General features: G+C 40.0%; 18 protein-coding genes and 1 tRNA gene. All 19 read left to right on the top strand.

All coding sequences use genetic code 11. The annotated features are described in order from the left end of the window. Nucleotides 1–28: 28 nt before the first annotated feature. The gene (locus P9L93_00095) at nt 29–568 is read left to right on the top strand and encodes a hypothetical protein (protein ID MDP8229492.1); all 540 of its coding nucleotides are present in this window, start codon (nt 29–31) and stop codon (nt 566–568) included. Nucleotides 569–613: 45 nt separating this feature from the next. Further along, nucleotides 614–1,147: a hypothetical protein gene (locus tag P9L93_00090; GenBank protein MDP8229491.1), complete on the top strand. Its 534-nt coding sequence runs from the start codon at nt 614–616 to the stop codon at nt 1,145–1,147. Nucleotides 1,148–1,157: 10 nt separating this feature from the next. Then, nucleotides 1,158–1,703 carry a hypothetical protein gene (locus tag P9L93_00085; protein ID MDP8229490.1) on the top strand — a complete coding sequence of 182 codons (546 nt, stop codon included), beginning with the start codon at nt 1,158–1,160 and terminating at the stop codon, nt 1,701–1,703. A gap of 18 nt (nt 1,704–1,721) precedes the next feature. Beyond that, on the top strand, nt 1,722–2,534 hold the full coding sequence (locus P9L93_00080) for a hypothetical protein (protein MDP8229489.1): 813 nt from the start codon (nt 1,722–1,724) through the stop codon (nt 2,532–2,534). Next, the gene (locus tag P9L93_00075; GenBank protein MDP8229488.1) at nt 2,531–3,004 is read left to right on the top strand and encodes a hypothetical protein; all 474 of its coding nucleotides are present in this window, start codon (nt 2,531–2,533) and stop codon (nt 3,002–3,004) included. The genes P9L93_00080 and P9L93_00075 overlap by 4 nt, the downstream gene beginning before the upstream one ends. 213 nt (nt 3,005–3,217) lie before the next feature. Beyond that, nucleotides 3,218–5,869 (top strand): SdrD B-like domain-containing protein, encoded by a 2,652-nt coding sequence (locus P9L93_00070; protein MDP8229487.1) that lies wholly within the window; start codon nt 3,218–3,220, stop codon nt 5,867–5,869. Further along, nucleotides 5,842–6,174 (top strand): cupin domain-containing protein, encoded by a 333-nt coding sequence (locus P9L93_00065; GenBank protein MDP8229486.1) that lies wholly within the window; start codon nt 5,842–5,844, stop codon nt 6,172–6,174. Before P9L93_00070 ends, P9L93_00065 begins: the two co-directional genes overlap by 28 nt. A gap of 61 nt (nt 6,175–6,235) precedes the next feature. Further along, nucleotides 6,236–6,664: a hypothetical protein gene (locus tag P9L93_00060; protein ID MDP8229485.1), complete on the top strand. Its 429-nt coding sequence runs from the start codon at nt 6,236–6,238 to the stop codon at nt 6,662–6,664. A gap of 3 nt (nt 6,665–6,667) precedes the next feature. Then, a complete protein-coding gene (locus P9L93_00055; protein MDP8229484.1) occupies nt 6,668–7,309 on the top strand; it encodes an arginine decarboxylase, pyruvoyl-dependent in 642 nt (213 codons plus the stop codon). A gap of 156 nt (nt 7,310–7,465) precedes the next feature. After that, complete coding sequence (locus tag P9L93_00050) at nt 7,466–8,263, top strand: FAD:protein FMN transferase (protein ID MDP8229483.1); 798 nt, start codon at nt 7,466–7,468, stop codon at nt 8,261–8,263. A gap of 127 nt (nt 8,264–8,390) precedes the next feature. Continuing rightward, a complete protein-coding gene (locus P9L93_00045) occupies nt 8,391–8,738 on the top strand; it encodes a hypothetical protein (GenBank protein ID MDP8229482.1) in 348 nt (115 codons plus the stop codon). A 26-nt stretch (nt 8,739–8,764) separates the two neighbouring features. After that, nucleotides 8,765–9,112, top strand: coding sequence for a DUF5684 domain-containing protein (locus P9L93_00040; GenBank protein ID MDP8229481.1), 348 nt, complete (start codon nt 8,765–8,767; stop codon nt 9,110–9,112). Nucleotides 9,113–9,428: 316 nt separating this feature from the next. Continuing rightward, on the top strand, nt 9,429–11,051 hold the full coding sequence (locus P9L93_00035; protein ID MDP8229480.1) for an ATP-binding protein: 1,623 nt from the start codon (nt 9,429–9,431) through the stop codon (nt 11,049–11,051). Nucleotides 11,052–11,449: 398 nt separating this feature from the next. Next, on the top strand, nt 11,450–11,662 hold the full coding sequence (locus P9L93_00030; GenBank protein MDP8229479.1) for a DUF2007 domain-containing protein: 213 nt from the start codon (nt 11,450–11,452) through the stop codon (nt 11,660–11,662). A gap of 55 nt (nt 11,663–11,717) precedes the next feature. Continuing rightward, on the top strand, nt 11,718–12,455 hold the full coding sequence (locus P9L93_00025) for a hypothetical protein (GenBank protein MDP8229478.1): 738 nt from the start codon (nt 11,718–11,720) through the stop codon (nt 12,453–12,455). 273 nt (nt 12,456–12,728) lie between these two features. Next, entirely contained in the window at nt 12,729–13,547 is an 819-nt protein-coding gene (locus P9L93_00020) for a hypothetical protein (GenBank protein MDP8229477.1), read from the top strand. 147 nt (nt 13,548–13,694) lie between these two features. Next, complete coding sequence (locus P9L93_00015) at nt 13,695–14,282, top strand: transposase (protein ID MDP8229476.1); 588 nt, start codon at nt 13,695–13,697, stop codon at nt 14,280–14,282. A 96-nt stretch (nt 14,283–14,378) separates the two neighbouring features. Next, nucleotides 14,379–14,454: transfer RNA gene (locus tag P9L93_00010), tRNA-Phe, on the top strand. Nucleotides 14,455–14,636: 182 nt separating this feature from the next. After that, nucleotides 14,637–15,641 (top strand): DNA adenine methylase (locus tag P9L93_00005; protein MDP8229475.1); only part of this gene is annotated, 1,005 nt, incomplete at its 3' end.

Here is a 15,641-nt window from a genome sequence, read left to right as displayed (position 1 = left end):
GGATAGGTTTTTTTATTTGGGTGCTGAAATGAAAAAAAGGCGACTGATCTTAATCTTGTGTCTTATACTGGCCGTGCTTATACCTTATAAATATGGCCAAGCAGGCGAAGATTCAGATGAGGCCGTGTCCACAGTTACACTGATCATAAAGCCTGCCTGCCATTTAACTATTACTGATGAAAATGTGTCAGAGACGCTTGTAAAGGATTCAAGCGCTGAAGGCGCGTTTAGCGCTGGCTACGTAGAATTCTTACCTGATAAGCCCACACTACAGATCAGTTCAAACCAAGACTGGAAGCTTAGCGTGAGGAGCAGTGGCTTTAACGGGCCTTATTCCAAGTCAACCGCGGATCTTATGCTAAAAAATGATAACGTTGGCCATGCAAGCAATGGGTTCAGTGATTATAAGGCCCTCTCTGCATCTGACCAGGAAATAGCCTCTCATAATAAAGGTGTTAAGAACGAGTCTCATCCCTGCCAGTACAAGGTCCTCCTGGACTATGAAAATGACATACCAGGCGAATACACTGCCACAGTGACCTATACACTCTCCACCTCGGGTGCGTAAGAATATTTTCTTGCCTTTTGTGACTTAACCATTTAGAATATCGTTGTGAGCGTACACAAGGTTTTGATCTTATGTCTAGGATTTTTCCTTATCATCGCACCTTTCTTGCAGGCAGCAGAAGATGCAGATGATGGGGTTTCCACAGTCACACTGATCATTGAGCCATCCTTTAATCTGGGTATTAGCGATCAAGCTGTTTCAGAGATACTTACCAATAATCCAGAAACATACACTGCATTTGATGAAGGCTTTGTGGAGTTTGCATCTGATAAGCCTATCTTGAGAATTTCTGCCAATAAAACATGGAAGATCAGCGCTAAAAGCAGCGGCTTTAGCGGCCCATATGATAAGGCAATAACAGATCTTCATTTGAGAGACAGGGCAACTGCAAATGTTGAAAATGGATTCGGAGATTACAAAGCGCTTTCTGCGGAAGATCAAGAGTTTGCCGCCAGTTCTTCAGGTACGACTAGAGAAGATCACCCTTGTCAATACAAGGTTCTCTTGGATTACGAAAAGGATCTTCCAGGGACTTATGAGACGGTTGTAACATTCACGCTAGTTGCTAATGGAGGATGAATAGTAGCATATGAAGATCTCTATGGCCTTAAATAGTTTTTTAGTCATATTGCTATCGGGGGTTTTATTTTTTTCAGGATCTGTCTTTGCGGATGAGAATGATACAGCCGCGATTACCATGTTGGTCCCTTCGATATGTAAACTTCTGATCGACAACTCGAACCAGACTATGAATCTATTAAAGGACGCGTCAGGTGAAGCGGCATATGAGGCAGGATACGCAAAAGGCAAAAAGAAATCTCCTAAGCTGGTGGTAGATTCCAATACGAACTGGAAGCTTGGCGTAAAAGTGAGCTCTGATTGGAGTGCCGCGGGTAGTTATAAAAAGGCCACAGGAGATATTGAACTTAAGATCACATCAAAGACCGGACATCAAACAGGCTTTAAAAAATTCACCTCACTTTCTTTGGATGACCAGGAAATTGCCAGTTATGACGCAGGTGTAAATGATGATGTTTATAGAGGTAGATATAGGGTCGCACTGGACTGGGAAAAAGATATTCCCGGTAGCTATAGCATAGTTATTGTATACACGCTTTCTACACAATCATTTTAAGTTCAAAAAGGAGCTAGTATGAGTAAAAAGATATTTGTGATTACGGCTATGTTTACAGCGAGTTTTCTGTTAGTGACGGGTATGGCCTTTGCCGCGTTTGTCGCTACTCCCATGGAGTTTCATACAGATGTGGCTAGTGGAGAAGAGGCCACTTACACCTTTTATGTCAGGAATAGAGGAGACGAGACAATAGCACTCAAGGTCTATACAGGGGATTTCTGGATCCAGGTGGATGGCAAAGAGGTGTTTCTTGATCCAGGAGAGGTTGAGCGCAGCTGCGCGACGTGGTTAGAGGTTACGCCTGAAGAATTAGAGTTAGGGCCTGATGAAAGCAGGGCAATAAGGTTTAAGATGAGCGTTCCTCCAGAAAAAAGAGGTACTTATTGGGGGATGGTATTTGTGGAACAGACAACCAAACCCACAATAAAAAGCGCTAAAAAAGGAGAGCATCAATTTAGCATACTGTCTTTTCAAAGAGTCGGGGTAAGGGTGTTTGAAAATGCCCCGGGTGCAGAAAAAAGTGACGGCAAGATCAAAGAAGTCAATGTGAGCTGGAGCGAGGATGATGAACTTCTCAAGATAGATCTGGTATTTGAAAATGAAGGAGAGACGCTGCTCAAGTGCAAGGGTACGATAGATATCAAGGATCTTACAGGCGAAACGGTTACTAGCATGGAAGTGCAGGAATTTAATTCTTATCCCAAGGCAGCCAGGACAAGAACGACATTGCTCAAGGAAGAATTGGCGCCTGGACAATATACCGCGCTGGCGGTCCTGGATTATGGCGAAGAATATCTTGTGGCAGGTGAAGCAGTATTTGAGGTGAAATGAAGAATAGAGCGACACTTTTTATTTTAGTTTCCATATGCTTAGTTATTTCAGCGCAATTAGTTTACGCGGCCAGTACTTTTTTAAAGATCAGGCCGAAGTTGCTGAATATGGGTATTATAAATGCTGATGATTATGAAAACGGATGCAAGGAAAAGATCTCCGGCAGTCTCATAAGGCTAAGGGACACGGCTAACGACTGGAAGCTCACGGTAAAGACGAATGACAGTGATATGGGTAGTATCAACGGTTATATTAAGCCCATAGATGATTTTTCCTGGAAGGCAAAAGGCTCTCATGCTACACAGATCAGGTATACAAGTATTACTAATTATGATGTAGAGGTGGCAAGGGGTTCCAGGAGCGCTAAGAAACTGGATATATTTACAGATTACAAAATAGCTCTTTCATGGGCGCGGGATATCCCTGGCAATTATGATATTACACTCGTATATACATTGACTACCCAATAGAGGAATGAGCTTTGAGATCTTTTTTTTTCTTTAATTTTTGTCTTCGCGCTGATTTTTCCCGCCGGGACTGTTTTTGCTGAAGAGGGGCTAAGTGTAGAAGTAGGACTTAGCTCAGCCTCAGAGAGGATCATCTCTCCTAAAAGTCTTTTAACCTCTGTTTTTACCATTACTAATTCTGGGACAGGAGAAGACACTTATGATCTTGAGTCTAGCGTGCCTGAGGGATGGCATATCATAAGTTCGCTAAAATCTATCTCGCTTTTGCCAAAACAAACCAAGGCGCTGCCTCTGACTGTATCTGTTCCTGTTACTGCTTTAGCGGATGCCCCTTATGAAATAGTCCTTTCCGCAGCCTCTCAGCTTAATCCGCAAATAAGCGATAGTGCTAGAGTGAACGTCAAGATACTGCCCCATGCCCGCATAAAACTTATTGGTCCACCTAAAGACGCTAAAGGCAGGCCTGGTCAGGGCCTTAGTTATTCGTTTACTATTTTAAATCTAGGGAATGGAAGAGATAAATTCGAGATCACTGCCTCATCAGCCCATAAGGAGAAGGTAGCCCTTTCTATGGATACAGTAGAGTTGGGAGTGGGAGAGCAGGCTGAGGTGATCGCTACTATACATATTCCTTTGGATGTATCTACGGGAACAAAACACGTTTTGACATTAAAAGTGGAGTCCATGCTTCTTGAGCAAGGTGTTTTTGATAAAAGGGTTGTCTATACTTCTATCTTAGAGAGAAGGGGCGCCAAAGAGCAGGGCATGTATAAGACTTTACCCGCGCAGTTAACAGTTTACCTGTCTGGATTAGGAACAGACGAGTCTCGTGGAGTAAATGTGGATTTTACTATAGGTGGCGAGCTCGATGATAAATACTGGATGGATTTTACATACAGAGGGCCTTATCATAAAGATAAAAAGAATTATAGGGGATTTAGCCAGGAGGAGATCGCGTTAGAATTTGGGGGTGAGAATTGGGATATAGGACTGGGAGATGTCTCGGCTAGCCTGAGTGAGCTTACTATAAGCTCGCTTTCAGAGGAAGGCGCGAGGGTTCGCTTTGACAAAGGCCCTATGAACTTTACATTTTTCGACATGGAAAAAGAGGATACTAGTTTTAGAGAGGATTTTTTAGGCGGTAGGGTCGCAGGTAAGATCGACGGGACTACTGAGGTAGGGATTAACTATTTCCAGTCAGATGAGGATAAACTTGACCCGGCTGCTTCACGTTCTGCCGAGCAAAAAGAGATGGCGAGTGTTTTCGCGATCCACAAGGCGCAAAATTTTCTCATACAGGGTGAATATGCTGGCGGCCGCTTTGATAACGGAAGCGGCGAAGAAAAAGATGCAGCCTGGTGGGTAAACTCTATATTAAAAAGAGAACGCGTTTATCTAAGCGCTGAATATATCCGCGCAGGTTCTGATTATCCTGGCCGAAGAAAAGATACAGATGGTTACAGGACATACGCAAGCTATCGTTTTTTTAAACCATTATGGGTGTGGGTCCATAAAAATCAAAGCACCAATAATCTGGAAGGCGATCCTGCCAGGGCCACTGATGATACAGACAGGATCGAGCTCGGGACCTCTTTTTCTAAAAAGAATTTTCCATTTTTTTCTCTTTCTTATGAAATAAATAAGGGCCAGAGCACGCAGCAGGTGCTTCTTTCTGACTCTAAAGAAGAAGCAGTCGCGTTCAGGGCAAATGAATCATTTGGCACGCTATCGGTTTCTTTTGATTCTAAATACAGCAAGACAAAGGATGATATAAAATTGGTCGACACCAAAGTGCTGGAATATACTGGCCGGGCGTATAAGCGATGGCAGAAGATCAGCGGATGGGTTGCGTATAGTTATAATCTGGAAGAAGATATCGCGGGAGATGAGGAGGCGGTATTAAGGAAAGAGCTTGGTTTGATATATCACCCTTCGCATAAACTTTATTCCTCTGTTAGTTTTTCTCAAGAGGGCACAAAAGGGGAAGAGGCGAGTGACATCCTGTCATTTGACATCACTTATGATCCCACGACTGATTTTTCACTTTCTGTGGAAGGGGAGATGAGGAATAATCGCACAGATGTTACTAACGAATGGGAGTTCTGGCTCAGCGCAAGGAAGAGCTTTGATATACTCCTGCCATTTATAAAAATAAGAGGCTCAGTAGATGGGAATGTATTTATTGATGAAAATAATAACGGTACAGCTGATAAAGGGGAAAAGGGGATTGCTGGAATAATGTTTATTCTCGATGAGAGTCGAGCGCCTACTAATAAAAAAGGTAGATTTAGATTCCCATCTATAGTGCCGGGCGAATATGAACTAGATATAGACATCTCTTCTATCCCCGTAGGCTTGACGCCAAAGATCTCATTGCCTTACGCATTAAAGGTGCCCAGGGGAAGACTGAGCGGCATAACCATACCCCTTGTCAGGGTTTCTAAAGTCAGGGGCAGGATCTTCGAAGATAAGAATAAAAACGTTACGATGGACGAAGAAGAAAAGGGACTGTCTCTAGTAAGGGTGTTGCTTATAAAGGATGGGGAGATATACAGAGATACATTTTCAGACATTGACGGTAAATATGGTTTTAGCGGGATCTTGCCTGGCAAATATCATGTTAGCATAGATGAAGTCTGGTTGCCGTATAGACATAGACTTACAACTGTAGCTGCATACGCGGTTGAGTTAAAACCTGGCCAGGAGATATTAGATATAGATTTTGGTTCTATTGAGAAAGAGAAAAAGATTATTAAGACATATACTGCGCCAAAGGTAGAAGTTATTCATCCAGAGAAATCAGAGAAAAAGCAAAAACCAAGAGAGAGGTGGTGGCAAAGATGGCTAAAAATACCCAAGCACGATTAATAAAATTAGAATCGATGGAAAAATACCAGAGACTATTTAGTAAAGATTCAGGTACGGCTGGGATTAAGGCTGGTCATGTGATATTGCAGCCGGGCCAGAGCGTTGGCGCGCATACAACAGGCGAACGCGAAGAGGTGATAATTGTTTTAAAGGGAAATGGCGAGGCAAAAGTAGGCAAGGATAGTATTTTCAAGCTCGAAAAAGATGTAGTTTTGTATATTCCACCAAGGACAGATCACGATGTTAAGAATAACAGCAGTGTGGAGCTCGAGTACATTTTTGTGACTGCTGATGTTTTTAATTGAAAAAAATAAGTTTTGTGCTATAATTTCTCTAAGGATTTAAAATAAAAAGGAGGAGGAGAATATGAGAGAGCTCAAATTATTAGCTATTTTATTTCTTATGTTATTTCTGGCAGTGCCGGTTTTTGCTCAGGATGCAGTAGAGGACGCAGTGATAGCTGGAGAAGATATTGAATTAATCGATGAAGCAGACGAAGGCGTGATTACAGGTGATGTTGTATCTATTGACGCATCGACAGGCGTGATAAGCGTGAAGACAGCTGATGGCGTTACAAGGGAATTTTCTGTAGTTGATGGTGAGACTATCCTGTGGAGGGGCATTGAAGACATAGAAATTTCTGACGTAAAGACAGGCGAAGAGGCAGAGGTCGGTTATTATACTGATGAGAGCGGAACACTTATTGCGAGCTGGGTGGATGTTTTGGTAGAAGAAGAAATAGCTCCTTTAGAGGTAGAATTAGGCGCTGAAGAAGAAACAGTCATAGAGGAATAAGATATGAACAATAATGCTCAACAGCAGCCAGCTCAACAGCAGCCAGTTCAACAGCAGCCAGCGCCGGCAGTGCAGCAGCCAGTGATTAGTCCGGTTAAGCTGGTGCCAACAAAGATATTTTTTACTAAAGGTGTAGGCACTCACAGAGAAGAACTTCGCTCGTACGAGCTCGCGCTTAGAGACGCAGGCATTGAGAAATGTAATATCGTGCAGGTCTCGAGCATCTTTCCTCCAGGATGTAAGATCATTTCACGAAATGAAGGCATGAAAGAGCTGGTGCCGGGCCTCATAACGTATTGCGTGCTGGCGCGCTGCAGTTCTAATGAATCCAGGAGGCTCATAGCCGCGTCTGTAGGAAGCGCGATCCCAGCAGGCGATAGCGCATATGGATATTTAAGTGAACATCACGCGTATGGCCAGACAGATGAGACTGCAGGTGATTATGCGGAGGAGCTAGCGGCCAGGATGCTTTCATCAACGCTCGGGCTTTCAGACTTTGATGATTCCAAAGACTGGGACGAGGTAAAAAAAGAGTATAAGATCAGCGATAAGATAGTTAAGACAGGCAATATAACTCAGTCCACAATAGTAGATCCTGCAGGCAACTGGTCGACTGTAGTAGCAGCAGCTGTATTTTTATTTTAATGAGCACGTGACTTATGGAACGAACCCTCCTTCGCTAAAGCTTCGGAGGGTAAACTCCGTAAGTGAACATAAGTCACTGTGCGAATTAACCCGCCAAAGCATACTTCGAAGATTCGCTTTATTTGAGCGAAGGCGGGTAATAATCCTACCCTATTTATGAAAATCTTGAGATATTTCTGTTTGTATTTTTTCCTTATAGTCGGTATTTCAGCTTGTAGCCAGCCTGGATTATTTAAAGAGACTAAAATCTTAATGGATACATTCTGCGAGATTTCATGTTATTCGCAGGATAAGACTGCTATAAAAGCAGCTTTTGCAGAAATAGAGCGCGTAGAAAGGCTTTGCAGCAAGTTTGATAAAGAGAGCGAACTCTCAAAAGTAAATGATCTGGCAGGGCAGGAAGAAGTAGTTGTAAGCGAAGAGCTACTTGAGCTTATAAGCCGTTCTATTTATTATAGCAACTTGACGCAGGGCGCTTTTGATGTGACTAAGGAAGGCAAGTACAGAGATATAATGTTGGATAAAGACAAATTATCCATACGTTTTGCAGATAGTGATATAAAAATAGATTTAGGTGGCATAGCAAAGGGATACGCAGTTGATAGAGCTACACAAGTTTTACGTAACCACGGTATCGAGAGAGCCCTTGTAAATCTTGGCGGCAATATATTTGGTCTTGGATCTTTGCCTTGGCGCATAGGCATACGAGATCCAAAGGATAAAAGCAAAATCATACATAAGCTGGATATTAAAGACAAGGCTATCTCCACATCAGCCAACTACGAAAGACCCTCACATATAATCAACCCAATAACTGGAAACCCAGCCAAAGACATAGGTAGCGTAACCATCGTAGCCCCTTCAGCAGAACAAGCCGACGCCCTCTCCACAGCAGCCTTTGTAACAGGCAAACCCCTTGACCTTGACGATATCGAAACCTACATCTATCAATAACTTTACATTTAAGGTCTTGCTTTAAATGTAAACTTAACTCTCTTCTCAAAGGCTTATTTTGCACAAAAATTGAAATTTTGAGGTATTTGGGGTATACTTTAGGACGGTAAGAGGGGAGTCCTAGAGAATGATTATGCATGCTTCGAATCTTGATAAAAATAAGATAACTTCTGCTAGAAAAAGTTTCGAGAGAGCTTTTTTGAGTTATTTATTTAGTTTTGCAGCTTTGATGTGGACGACGTTGCTTTTTATGTTTTTAAAGAATATCTTTCTTACAATAGTAGTGCCTATTTTTTTTGTTAGCCTTGTTATTATAAAGATTATCATAATCTTTAGGATAAGATATGTATGTCAGGCTATGGGTAAAGGTATCTGGCTTATAAATCTATTTCAATTTTGCATTTTTATTTCTCCTTTAGTAGGAGATATTATAATTCCAATGATTGTATTAAGCGAATCAAAAAAACAATTATAGGTTATAACTCATGAAAGGAGGGAGACATGGAAGAGGCATTAGGGATGAATCCTAGATTGACATTGTTTTTAATAGCAGTTGCCCATGTTTACTTTGCTATTTGCCTTCAGGTGATAGGCAGTAAGGTTGGAGCTCAAAGTTTATGGATGGCTTGGATTCCAATAATTAATATGTATCTAGTATGTAAGATAGCTGGCAAGCCAGGGTGGTGGATTTTGTTATTCTTTGTTCCTTTAGTAGGCATTGTCATAAATATCGTTGTTTGGATGGCACTTGCAGAAGTTAGAGGAAAACCTAGTTGGGTAGGATTACTCATGCTTATTCCCTTAGTGGGTATTTTTATACCAGGATACTTGGCATTCTCAAAGCCGTAGCCGTAGTAGTCGTAGGGGACACTTAAGTGTCCCCTACGATTGTGGATAAGTTCAAAATCTCAGCAGGTAGAGCGACGGACTGAAAATACCTTCCCAAGATTTTCCATAACCCCTTGAAATTGCTGTAATTGTAAATAACACTTAGAGTTAGCCTAACCGGCTCACTCTGGCTCACTCCGGCTCTAACCGGCTCAATTAGGCTCTCTCATGGGCACATTTTGGGCACAAGAAATCCCTTCCCAAACCCCTATTTATATGATATAATTACTTACATAGGAGCAATATAGCCTTACAGGGCTATTTTTATGGGTGAATTATGAGGAAGATTGGAAAAGGGTATAGTTTAAAAATTATAGTATTAATGCTAGGTATTGCATTCTTATGTAATAACATCCTTTATTCCTGTCCTGTTGATGGGGATGCGTTAAGAGTCCCGTCTATTTTCCAGAATTCAAAGGCAGCTAGTAAGCTTGCTGAAGCAAGCGAAGCATTGTCCATAATTGCGGATTGTCTCAGAGCTGGTGAAATTGTGATTGTTGGAGATATGCATCGCGGAGAACAAATGCCTCAAGATGATGAAATTTGGGATCGTGAACTTTTTCTTAATTATGTTGAACAACTAGGGGAACTCTCTATGAATTTTTCGGTTGCCTTGGAGTTACCTCATCAACTTGAGGATAAACTTAATGATCCTTCTGTTTCAGTAGAAGATTTCCTGGATGAATATTATAAGCTTTTATCCGCCAAAAATTCTGTTGAACTTGCAAGGGCGGATAGAGAAATACGGGGACCTTATCTATTACGGTTGTTGAGCACTCTTAAGCGCTTCAATATACCTGTTATTCTTATTGATGATATTAATAGTCAGCGCCGCGGCGGGTTGGGTACAGATATAGATGTAATCGAACAGTCTAATAGAGACATGGCGCAGAAACTTTTGGAAGGACGAAAAAAATATTCGAACGATCCTGTCTTATTAAGGGTAGGGAGAAACCATGTGGTACCGAAGATTAGTTCTATTTGGTTAGGTGGACGTGGTATGAACTCCATACCTGGAGTATTGCGGGAGTTGGGAGCTAGGGTTAAATTAGTCCGACCTGACGATTTTAAATATGATAAAGAGGATTTGGCGAAATTTGACTTAATTATCAAAGTTGAAGGGAATCTTGCGTCGGGGGAGAATTTAGCCGACTTATCTGTTGACCAGTTAATACTACAAGCAGAACTGTCTATGCTTCAACACGATTGGCCTAGATTTAATAAGATAGTAGAGGAGCTTAAGGGTAGAAAGGATATTCAAGTTATAGTTGTGGCTGGTCCAAAATTCATAAATAAAGAAGTTAATATTGACAGTCGTTTATTGAAGAGGGTCGATCAACGTGAGGCAAAAAAACATTTATCTAAAGTTAATTTTGAATATGATGACTTTGACGACTCGTTTTTAAGACATACATTAGACAATATTTATCAACATGTAAAGGATGGAGTCGCTTTAGTAGTAAAACAGATAGAAATGCTAGAAACAGGAGCTACTTATTCAGAAGTATCAGTTATTGATAACGGCACAGGTTTTATTGATAAAGAAGGCAATAAAGTATCAATCGAAAGAGCGTTTACACACGGAGAAAGTCCAGGAAGAGGTAAAGGTGAAGGGTTGGGCTTACCAGTGACTTTAACGTTTACAGACATTTTAGCAGTTCATATACCAGGTAGCAGTGAGATTAAAAAATATTCCAAACCGACTGCCTGGGAAAATAAAAAATCTTCTGGGACAACTATTGTAGGATACTTTTTTATAAAAGCAACGGATAGCGATGTAATAGCTATTAAAAACAAAGTAGTCGAGAAAGCTAACCAGTATGTAAAATACCTCGATGAATTTTCCCAATCCAGCATAACTGACAAATTTCCTTCCGAGGACACACTAACAGGTATTTAAGTCCTGTTGCCCCCCCCAGCCACAATTTCCTGCCCCATTCCAAATTCTGAGTGATACGCGATTTATCTTTTGGAACTACTTGCGTGCAATTCTTATGGATTGTTCGATGAGCTTTAAGAATTTGGAACGGGGCACGCCCCACAGTCTATGGACTAACTCACCCAATCCCTCTATCATAATACCATGTCCAGTAACTACGATGATCTTCTGTTCTTCTGGAAGGGTAAGGGAGTAGTCTATGCTATTATGGCTAAGGATGGGCTCTGGTACGTGGTAGAGAGGCCGTTAGAGAAAAGAGTGGGGCTAAAGCAGTTGTTTAAGATGAATTGGAGGAAGAAATCTTGATTTAATGGCCCAGAAGGAGTATAATGCCTCCATTAACCACAAAGGTGTGGCATATGAAGACAGTTGCAACATACCTAACTGAGGCTGATGCTAATATTGTATTAGGCCTTCTCAAGTCCAATCATATCAATGCAAATATAGTTGCTGATGACGGCGGTGGCATGGGACCATCGCTTGTTCTTTTTACAGGTGGCTATAAGCTTGTAGTAGATGAAAAAGATGCTGAGCGAGCCACTGAAATCATAAAGGCTGTAGACAGTAAATAATAAGCCAATCTGGAGTTAATCTGGGTTGGTTTTTTGTGTTAAGGAGGAAGTATAAATGAAAGAATTGTTTATGATAATCATAGGGTTTATTGTTGGTTTTGGTTCCAACGTTTTTTTAGTCAGGTTGAATTTTAAACAACGAACCATAGAGAATAAAATTAAAGTATGCGATTCAATTATTGCTCATTGGGTAAGAATGCGTAATTTCATATGGAGTAAAATTCCAGGAAATCCTGCAGTAGATTCTAAATTTGATGAGATGTATGGAAGCTCTCAAACATTTTTAGGAGAGATGGTCTTAATTACCAAAGATGAAAAATTGCTTGAAGATACAAATACACTGAATGAGAAATTGTATAGAACCGAATGGGGGAAACTAGGTCGAGATAAGGTAGGGGGGATGTTAGAAAGCATAAAGAAAGAAGCAATTGGTATTATATCAAGAATGCGCAAGGATATAAAAGATAGCACTAGGTTTACATTAACAGAATTTTTACATATGTTAGGATTAGAAAGAAACAAAGTTGTAAGGATTATAGCAAGAGAATGGCTTATTCTGTTGGGAATTATAGCAGTTGGGATTCTTATTATATTGTTTGGCTATTCTACAAAGTTTATTCCAGTAAAACTTACTATTAGTCTATTCAAAGATACAGATGCAGCTATATTGTTTAAATATGCTTTAATGGTACAAATATTGAATTTTGGTAGACTTGTAGCAGTGTATGGTTATCCTGTCTATTTACTCATTAGATTCATCATCTGGGCAATTAAGACATTGAGAGAGAAATGAATAAAAAACAATTAATAGTAATAATATTAATTTCAATCCTTTGCATCTCTGGCTGTAGCACTATCCATGTAGGTGGCAGTGGAAAGGTTGGGGATGTTAGAGGTAGCGGTGAAGTAAGCATCCCTATGCCTAGAGAGAATTGAGGCAATCTTGGCGTAATGTTGGGGTTGCCTTTTTTGTGTTTTAGGGGCAAGGCGAGGGCAGAGGCTGTTAAAAGGGTGGTTTGGAGAGGGGTTGGCGAGAAAGAAAAGGGATATTGATAGGGGACATAAAATGATAACTATAAAAATGATGGATTTTATATCTAAGTTGGGAGATGCCTATTTAGTAGTTTATAATACCTTGAGCATAATTAAACGAGGTGATGTTCAAGGTTTTATAGTGAATACAATGACACAAGGATCCGATCGAATGATTCAAGAGCTTTTAGATAAAAATGTTTTTAATGAGGTTAGCCCTAAAAAAATTAAGGAAATTAAAGAAAGAGTTGTTCAGGATTTGGAAATCCTTAATATGAGAAAAGTAAAAGAATATACTCCTATATTAATAAATCAGAATCTCGTAATGTTGTGTACGATCATGGAGACGTTTTTTCTGCATGTTTTACAGTCGATTATGATTAAGGATTCGAGAGCTATATTAGGATTAGCACAGGATAAAAATGTTTCTCTCGAACGAATTTTGGAGCTTAAAGACTATGATTCTGTAATAGAGGGCTTTAGGATGAAAATATTAGAGCATTTTTCAAGGCAAGGTCTAAAAGAGAAATTTAAAACATATAAAAAAATTATGCCCGATATAGAGAATATATTTGATTTTTCTTCTTTTACAGATGGGATACTTGCTGCTTATGATCTTGAGAAGCTGAGTGAAATCTTTGACAAAAGACACGATGTGGTCCATAAAAATCAATCGCCATTGAAAAATTTGGGTGAATTAACTCAAATAAAAGATTTTTTTGAAAAACTAATTATGAATTTGTCGCAATTTACAATGAATAAGTATGCTATTTTATTAGATATACAAGAAGGTCTTGTGAAAGGTGGTTACCCAATAGAGAAAATGCCGGGGCAACAGAAATCTAAAGTTTAATATGTGATCACCAAAAAAGGAGTCGATAGGAGTCGATAGTAGACGTCCTATTTGGGTACACCCTACTTTGAAATAATATAAAAAATTTGAAAGAATTTGGCCCCCTTGTTGTGTCTTATATAGTAAGACAGAAAGGGGGGTTTTATTATGCCTACGAGTAAAAGGTTGGTATATGATGATTCTATGTATCATGTTATCCAGAAGGGGAATAATGGCTTAAAGTTGTTCAAGGATGATGAAGATTTTGAGATGTTTTTATCAATTGTAAGGAGGTATTTACGTAAGTTCAGGCTTAAAATTTATCATTATTGCCTTATGTCTACCCATCCGCATTTATTGCTTAAGATATTCAATAAAGAGGTGTTGGCAAAATTTATGCAGGCGTTATTGCAATCTTATAGGTTTTATTATAGGAGGAAATATGCCTATAAAGGTTATTTATACCAAAGCAGATACAGAACTAAGTGGGTTTCAAGAGATGAATATCTATCAGAATGCGGCCGCTATATTGAACGTAATCCTGTAAGAGCTGGAATAGTCAAAAGCCCTGATGAATACAGATGGTCAAGCTGCATTCATTATACATCTGGCAAAGAAAATAATATAATAACAGAAAACCCTCTTTATGAGGGTTTTGGCAAAAATCTAAAAGAGCGACAGCGTGCATATAAAGAATATGTTTCAACATCGCGACCCTATGAAGAGATCATGGATAAGGAATTTAAGATTGTATGAATACTAATAGTAGGGTGTACCCAAATAGGACGTCTATATTCTATATTCTTATTGACATAATGGGCGGGTCTGATAAAATAAACTAAAGTTAAATTTGCCGAGGTAGCTCAGCAGGTAGAGCGACGGACTGAAAATCCGTGCGTCCCCAGTTCGATTCTGGGCCTCGGCACCACCCTAATGTTAGGGATTGCCAAAATCCCTTACGAAATTTCCAAAAACTCTCCAAACCCTATATTTCCCTAAGACATACAAAAACACTTATCAGCACGTATGCTCACATATCGTCACAGATAGGGTGTGCCCATTTAGGTCAAAAACGTGACGAAAACGTGATTTTTTTATTTGGAGGGCACTATGCGATTGAGAATGTTTAATGCCTTGTTGCCATATTTCGGAGGTAAACGAAAACTATGTCCTGTGATATTCAGACACATCTCTAAATATCTGCCGAGAGAGAAATGGCAGGGAGCGATTTTTGTAGATGCTTTTCTTGGGAGCGGCGCTGTAAGTTTATATGCAAAGGCACAAGGGTTTAAAGTGATTGCCAATGATATTGCAAAGAGAAGTTATATCGCAGGTAAGGCCCTGATAGAAAACAATAATACACTTCTTGCGGAATCCGATATTCATAGATTATTTATGCCTAATCCAGAGAACACTCATTTTATTGAACAGGAGTTTGTGCCAGATGTCTTTACCAAAAGACACGCCTTGTTTTTGGATAATGCCTTTGCCAATGCTAAGAGGCTGATAGATATATATTTATTGCTCAAGTATATTTTCTGTGTCAGGCCCTATTCAAAATTCAGCTCTCCTAATGCATTTAATAGACCAATGGAAGAAGGGCGCTTTGATGAGATAAAACGAACCTATACCAAACACATAAAGGATAATCTAAAGACCCCATTGGCTATTCTGAGGCTTGTGAAACAAAGAGTGAACAAAGGCGTATTCTCCAATGGCTATAAGAACGAGGTCTATAGGAAAGACGTGTTTGATTTTATAAACAGCGTGGAAGGAGACTTATTATATTTAGACCCGCCTTATTCAGGAACTCTTTCTTATGAGAGCGAATATAAAGTATTGGATAGGATATTAGAAGATACTAAGCCAAAGAGTAAATTTTCAGCAGATGATGGAATGAATATCCTGGATGCTTTATTGGCACAGTCTGAAAAATTTCCACTTTGGATAATAAGTTTTGGCAATGCAGGAGGAAAGAACGAGCTAAGTAAGCTCATAGGCATAGTATCTAAATACAGGAAATGCCAGGCAAATGAGTTTATATACCGCCATTGTGAAGCAATGGCCTCAGAAGAGCATAAAAAGAATTGCAGGGAGTGGCTTTTAATTGGATAT

Source organism: Candidatus Gorgyraea atricola (assembly GCA_030765235.1).
Lineage (GTDB): Bacteria > Omnitrophota > Gorgyraeia > Gorgyraeales > Gorgyraeaceae > Gorgyraea > Gorgyraea atricola.
This window is presented reverse-complemented; position numbering and strand designations above follow the sequence as displayed.

Bases quoted from the DNA above. Each gene is read 5' to 3' on its own strand.
- P9L93_00095 (MDP8229492.1), top strand. From the start codon at position 29: ATGAAAAAAAGGCGACTGATCTTAATCTTGTGTCTTATACTGGCCGTG.
- P9L93_00085 (MDP8229490.1), top strand. From the start codon at position 1,158: ATGAAGATCTCTATGGCCTTAAATAGTTTTTTAGTCATATTGCTATCG.
- P9L93_00080 (MDP8229489.1), top strand. From the start codon at position 1,722: ATGAGTAAAAAGATATTTGTGATTACGGCTATGTTTACAGCGAGTTTT.
- P9L93_00075 (MDP8229488.1), top strand. From the start codon at position 2,531: ATGAAGAATAGAGCGACACTTTTTATTTTAGTTTCCATATGCTTAGTT.
- P9L93_00065 (MDP8229486.1), top strand. From the start codon at position 5,842: ATGGCTAAAAATACCCAAGCACGATTAATAAAATTAGAATCGATGGAA.
- P9L93_00060 (MDP8229485.1), top strand. From the start codon at position 6,236: ATGAGAGAGCTCAAATTATTAGCTATTTTATTTCTTATGTTATTTCTG.
- P9L93_00055 (MDP8229484.1), top strand. From the start codon at position 6,668: ATGAACAATAATGCTCAACAGCAGCCAGCTCAACAGCAGCCAGTTCAA.
- P9L93_00050 (MDP8229483.1), top strand. From the start codon at position 7,466: ATGAAAATCTTGAGATATTTCTGTTTGTATTTTTTCCTTATAGTCGGT.
- P9L93_00045 (MDP8229482.1), top strand. From the start codon at position 8,391: ATGATTATGCATGCTTCGAATCTTGATAAAAATAAGATAACTTCTGCT.
- P9L93_00040 (MDP8229481.1), top strand. From the start codon at position 8,765: ATGGAAGAGGCATTAGGGATGAATCCTAGATTGACATTGTTTTTAATA.
- P9L93_00035 (MDP8229480.1), top strand. From the start codon at position 9,429: ATGAGGAAGATTGGAAAAGGGTATAGTTTAAAAATTATAGTATTAATG.
- P9L93_00030 (MDP8229479.1), top strand. From the start codon at position 11,450: ATGAAGACAGTTGCAACATACCTAACTGAGGCTGATGCTAATATTGTA.
- P9L93_00025 (MDP8229478.1), top strand. From the start codon at position 11,718: ATGAAAGAATTGTTTATGATAATCATAGGGTTTATTGTTGGTTTTGGT.
- P9L93_00020 (MDP8229477.1), top strand. From the start codon at position 12,729: ATGATAACTATAAAAATGATGGATTTTATATCTAAGTTGGGAGATGCC.
- P9L93_00015 (MDP8229476.1), top strand. From the start codon at position 13,695: ATGCCTACGAGTAAAAGGTTGGTATATGATGATTCTATGTATCATGTT.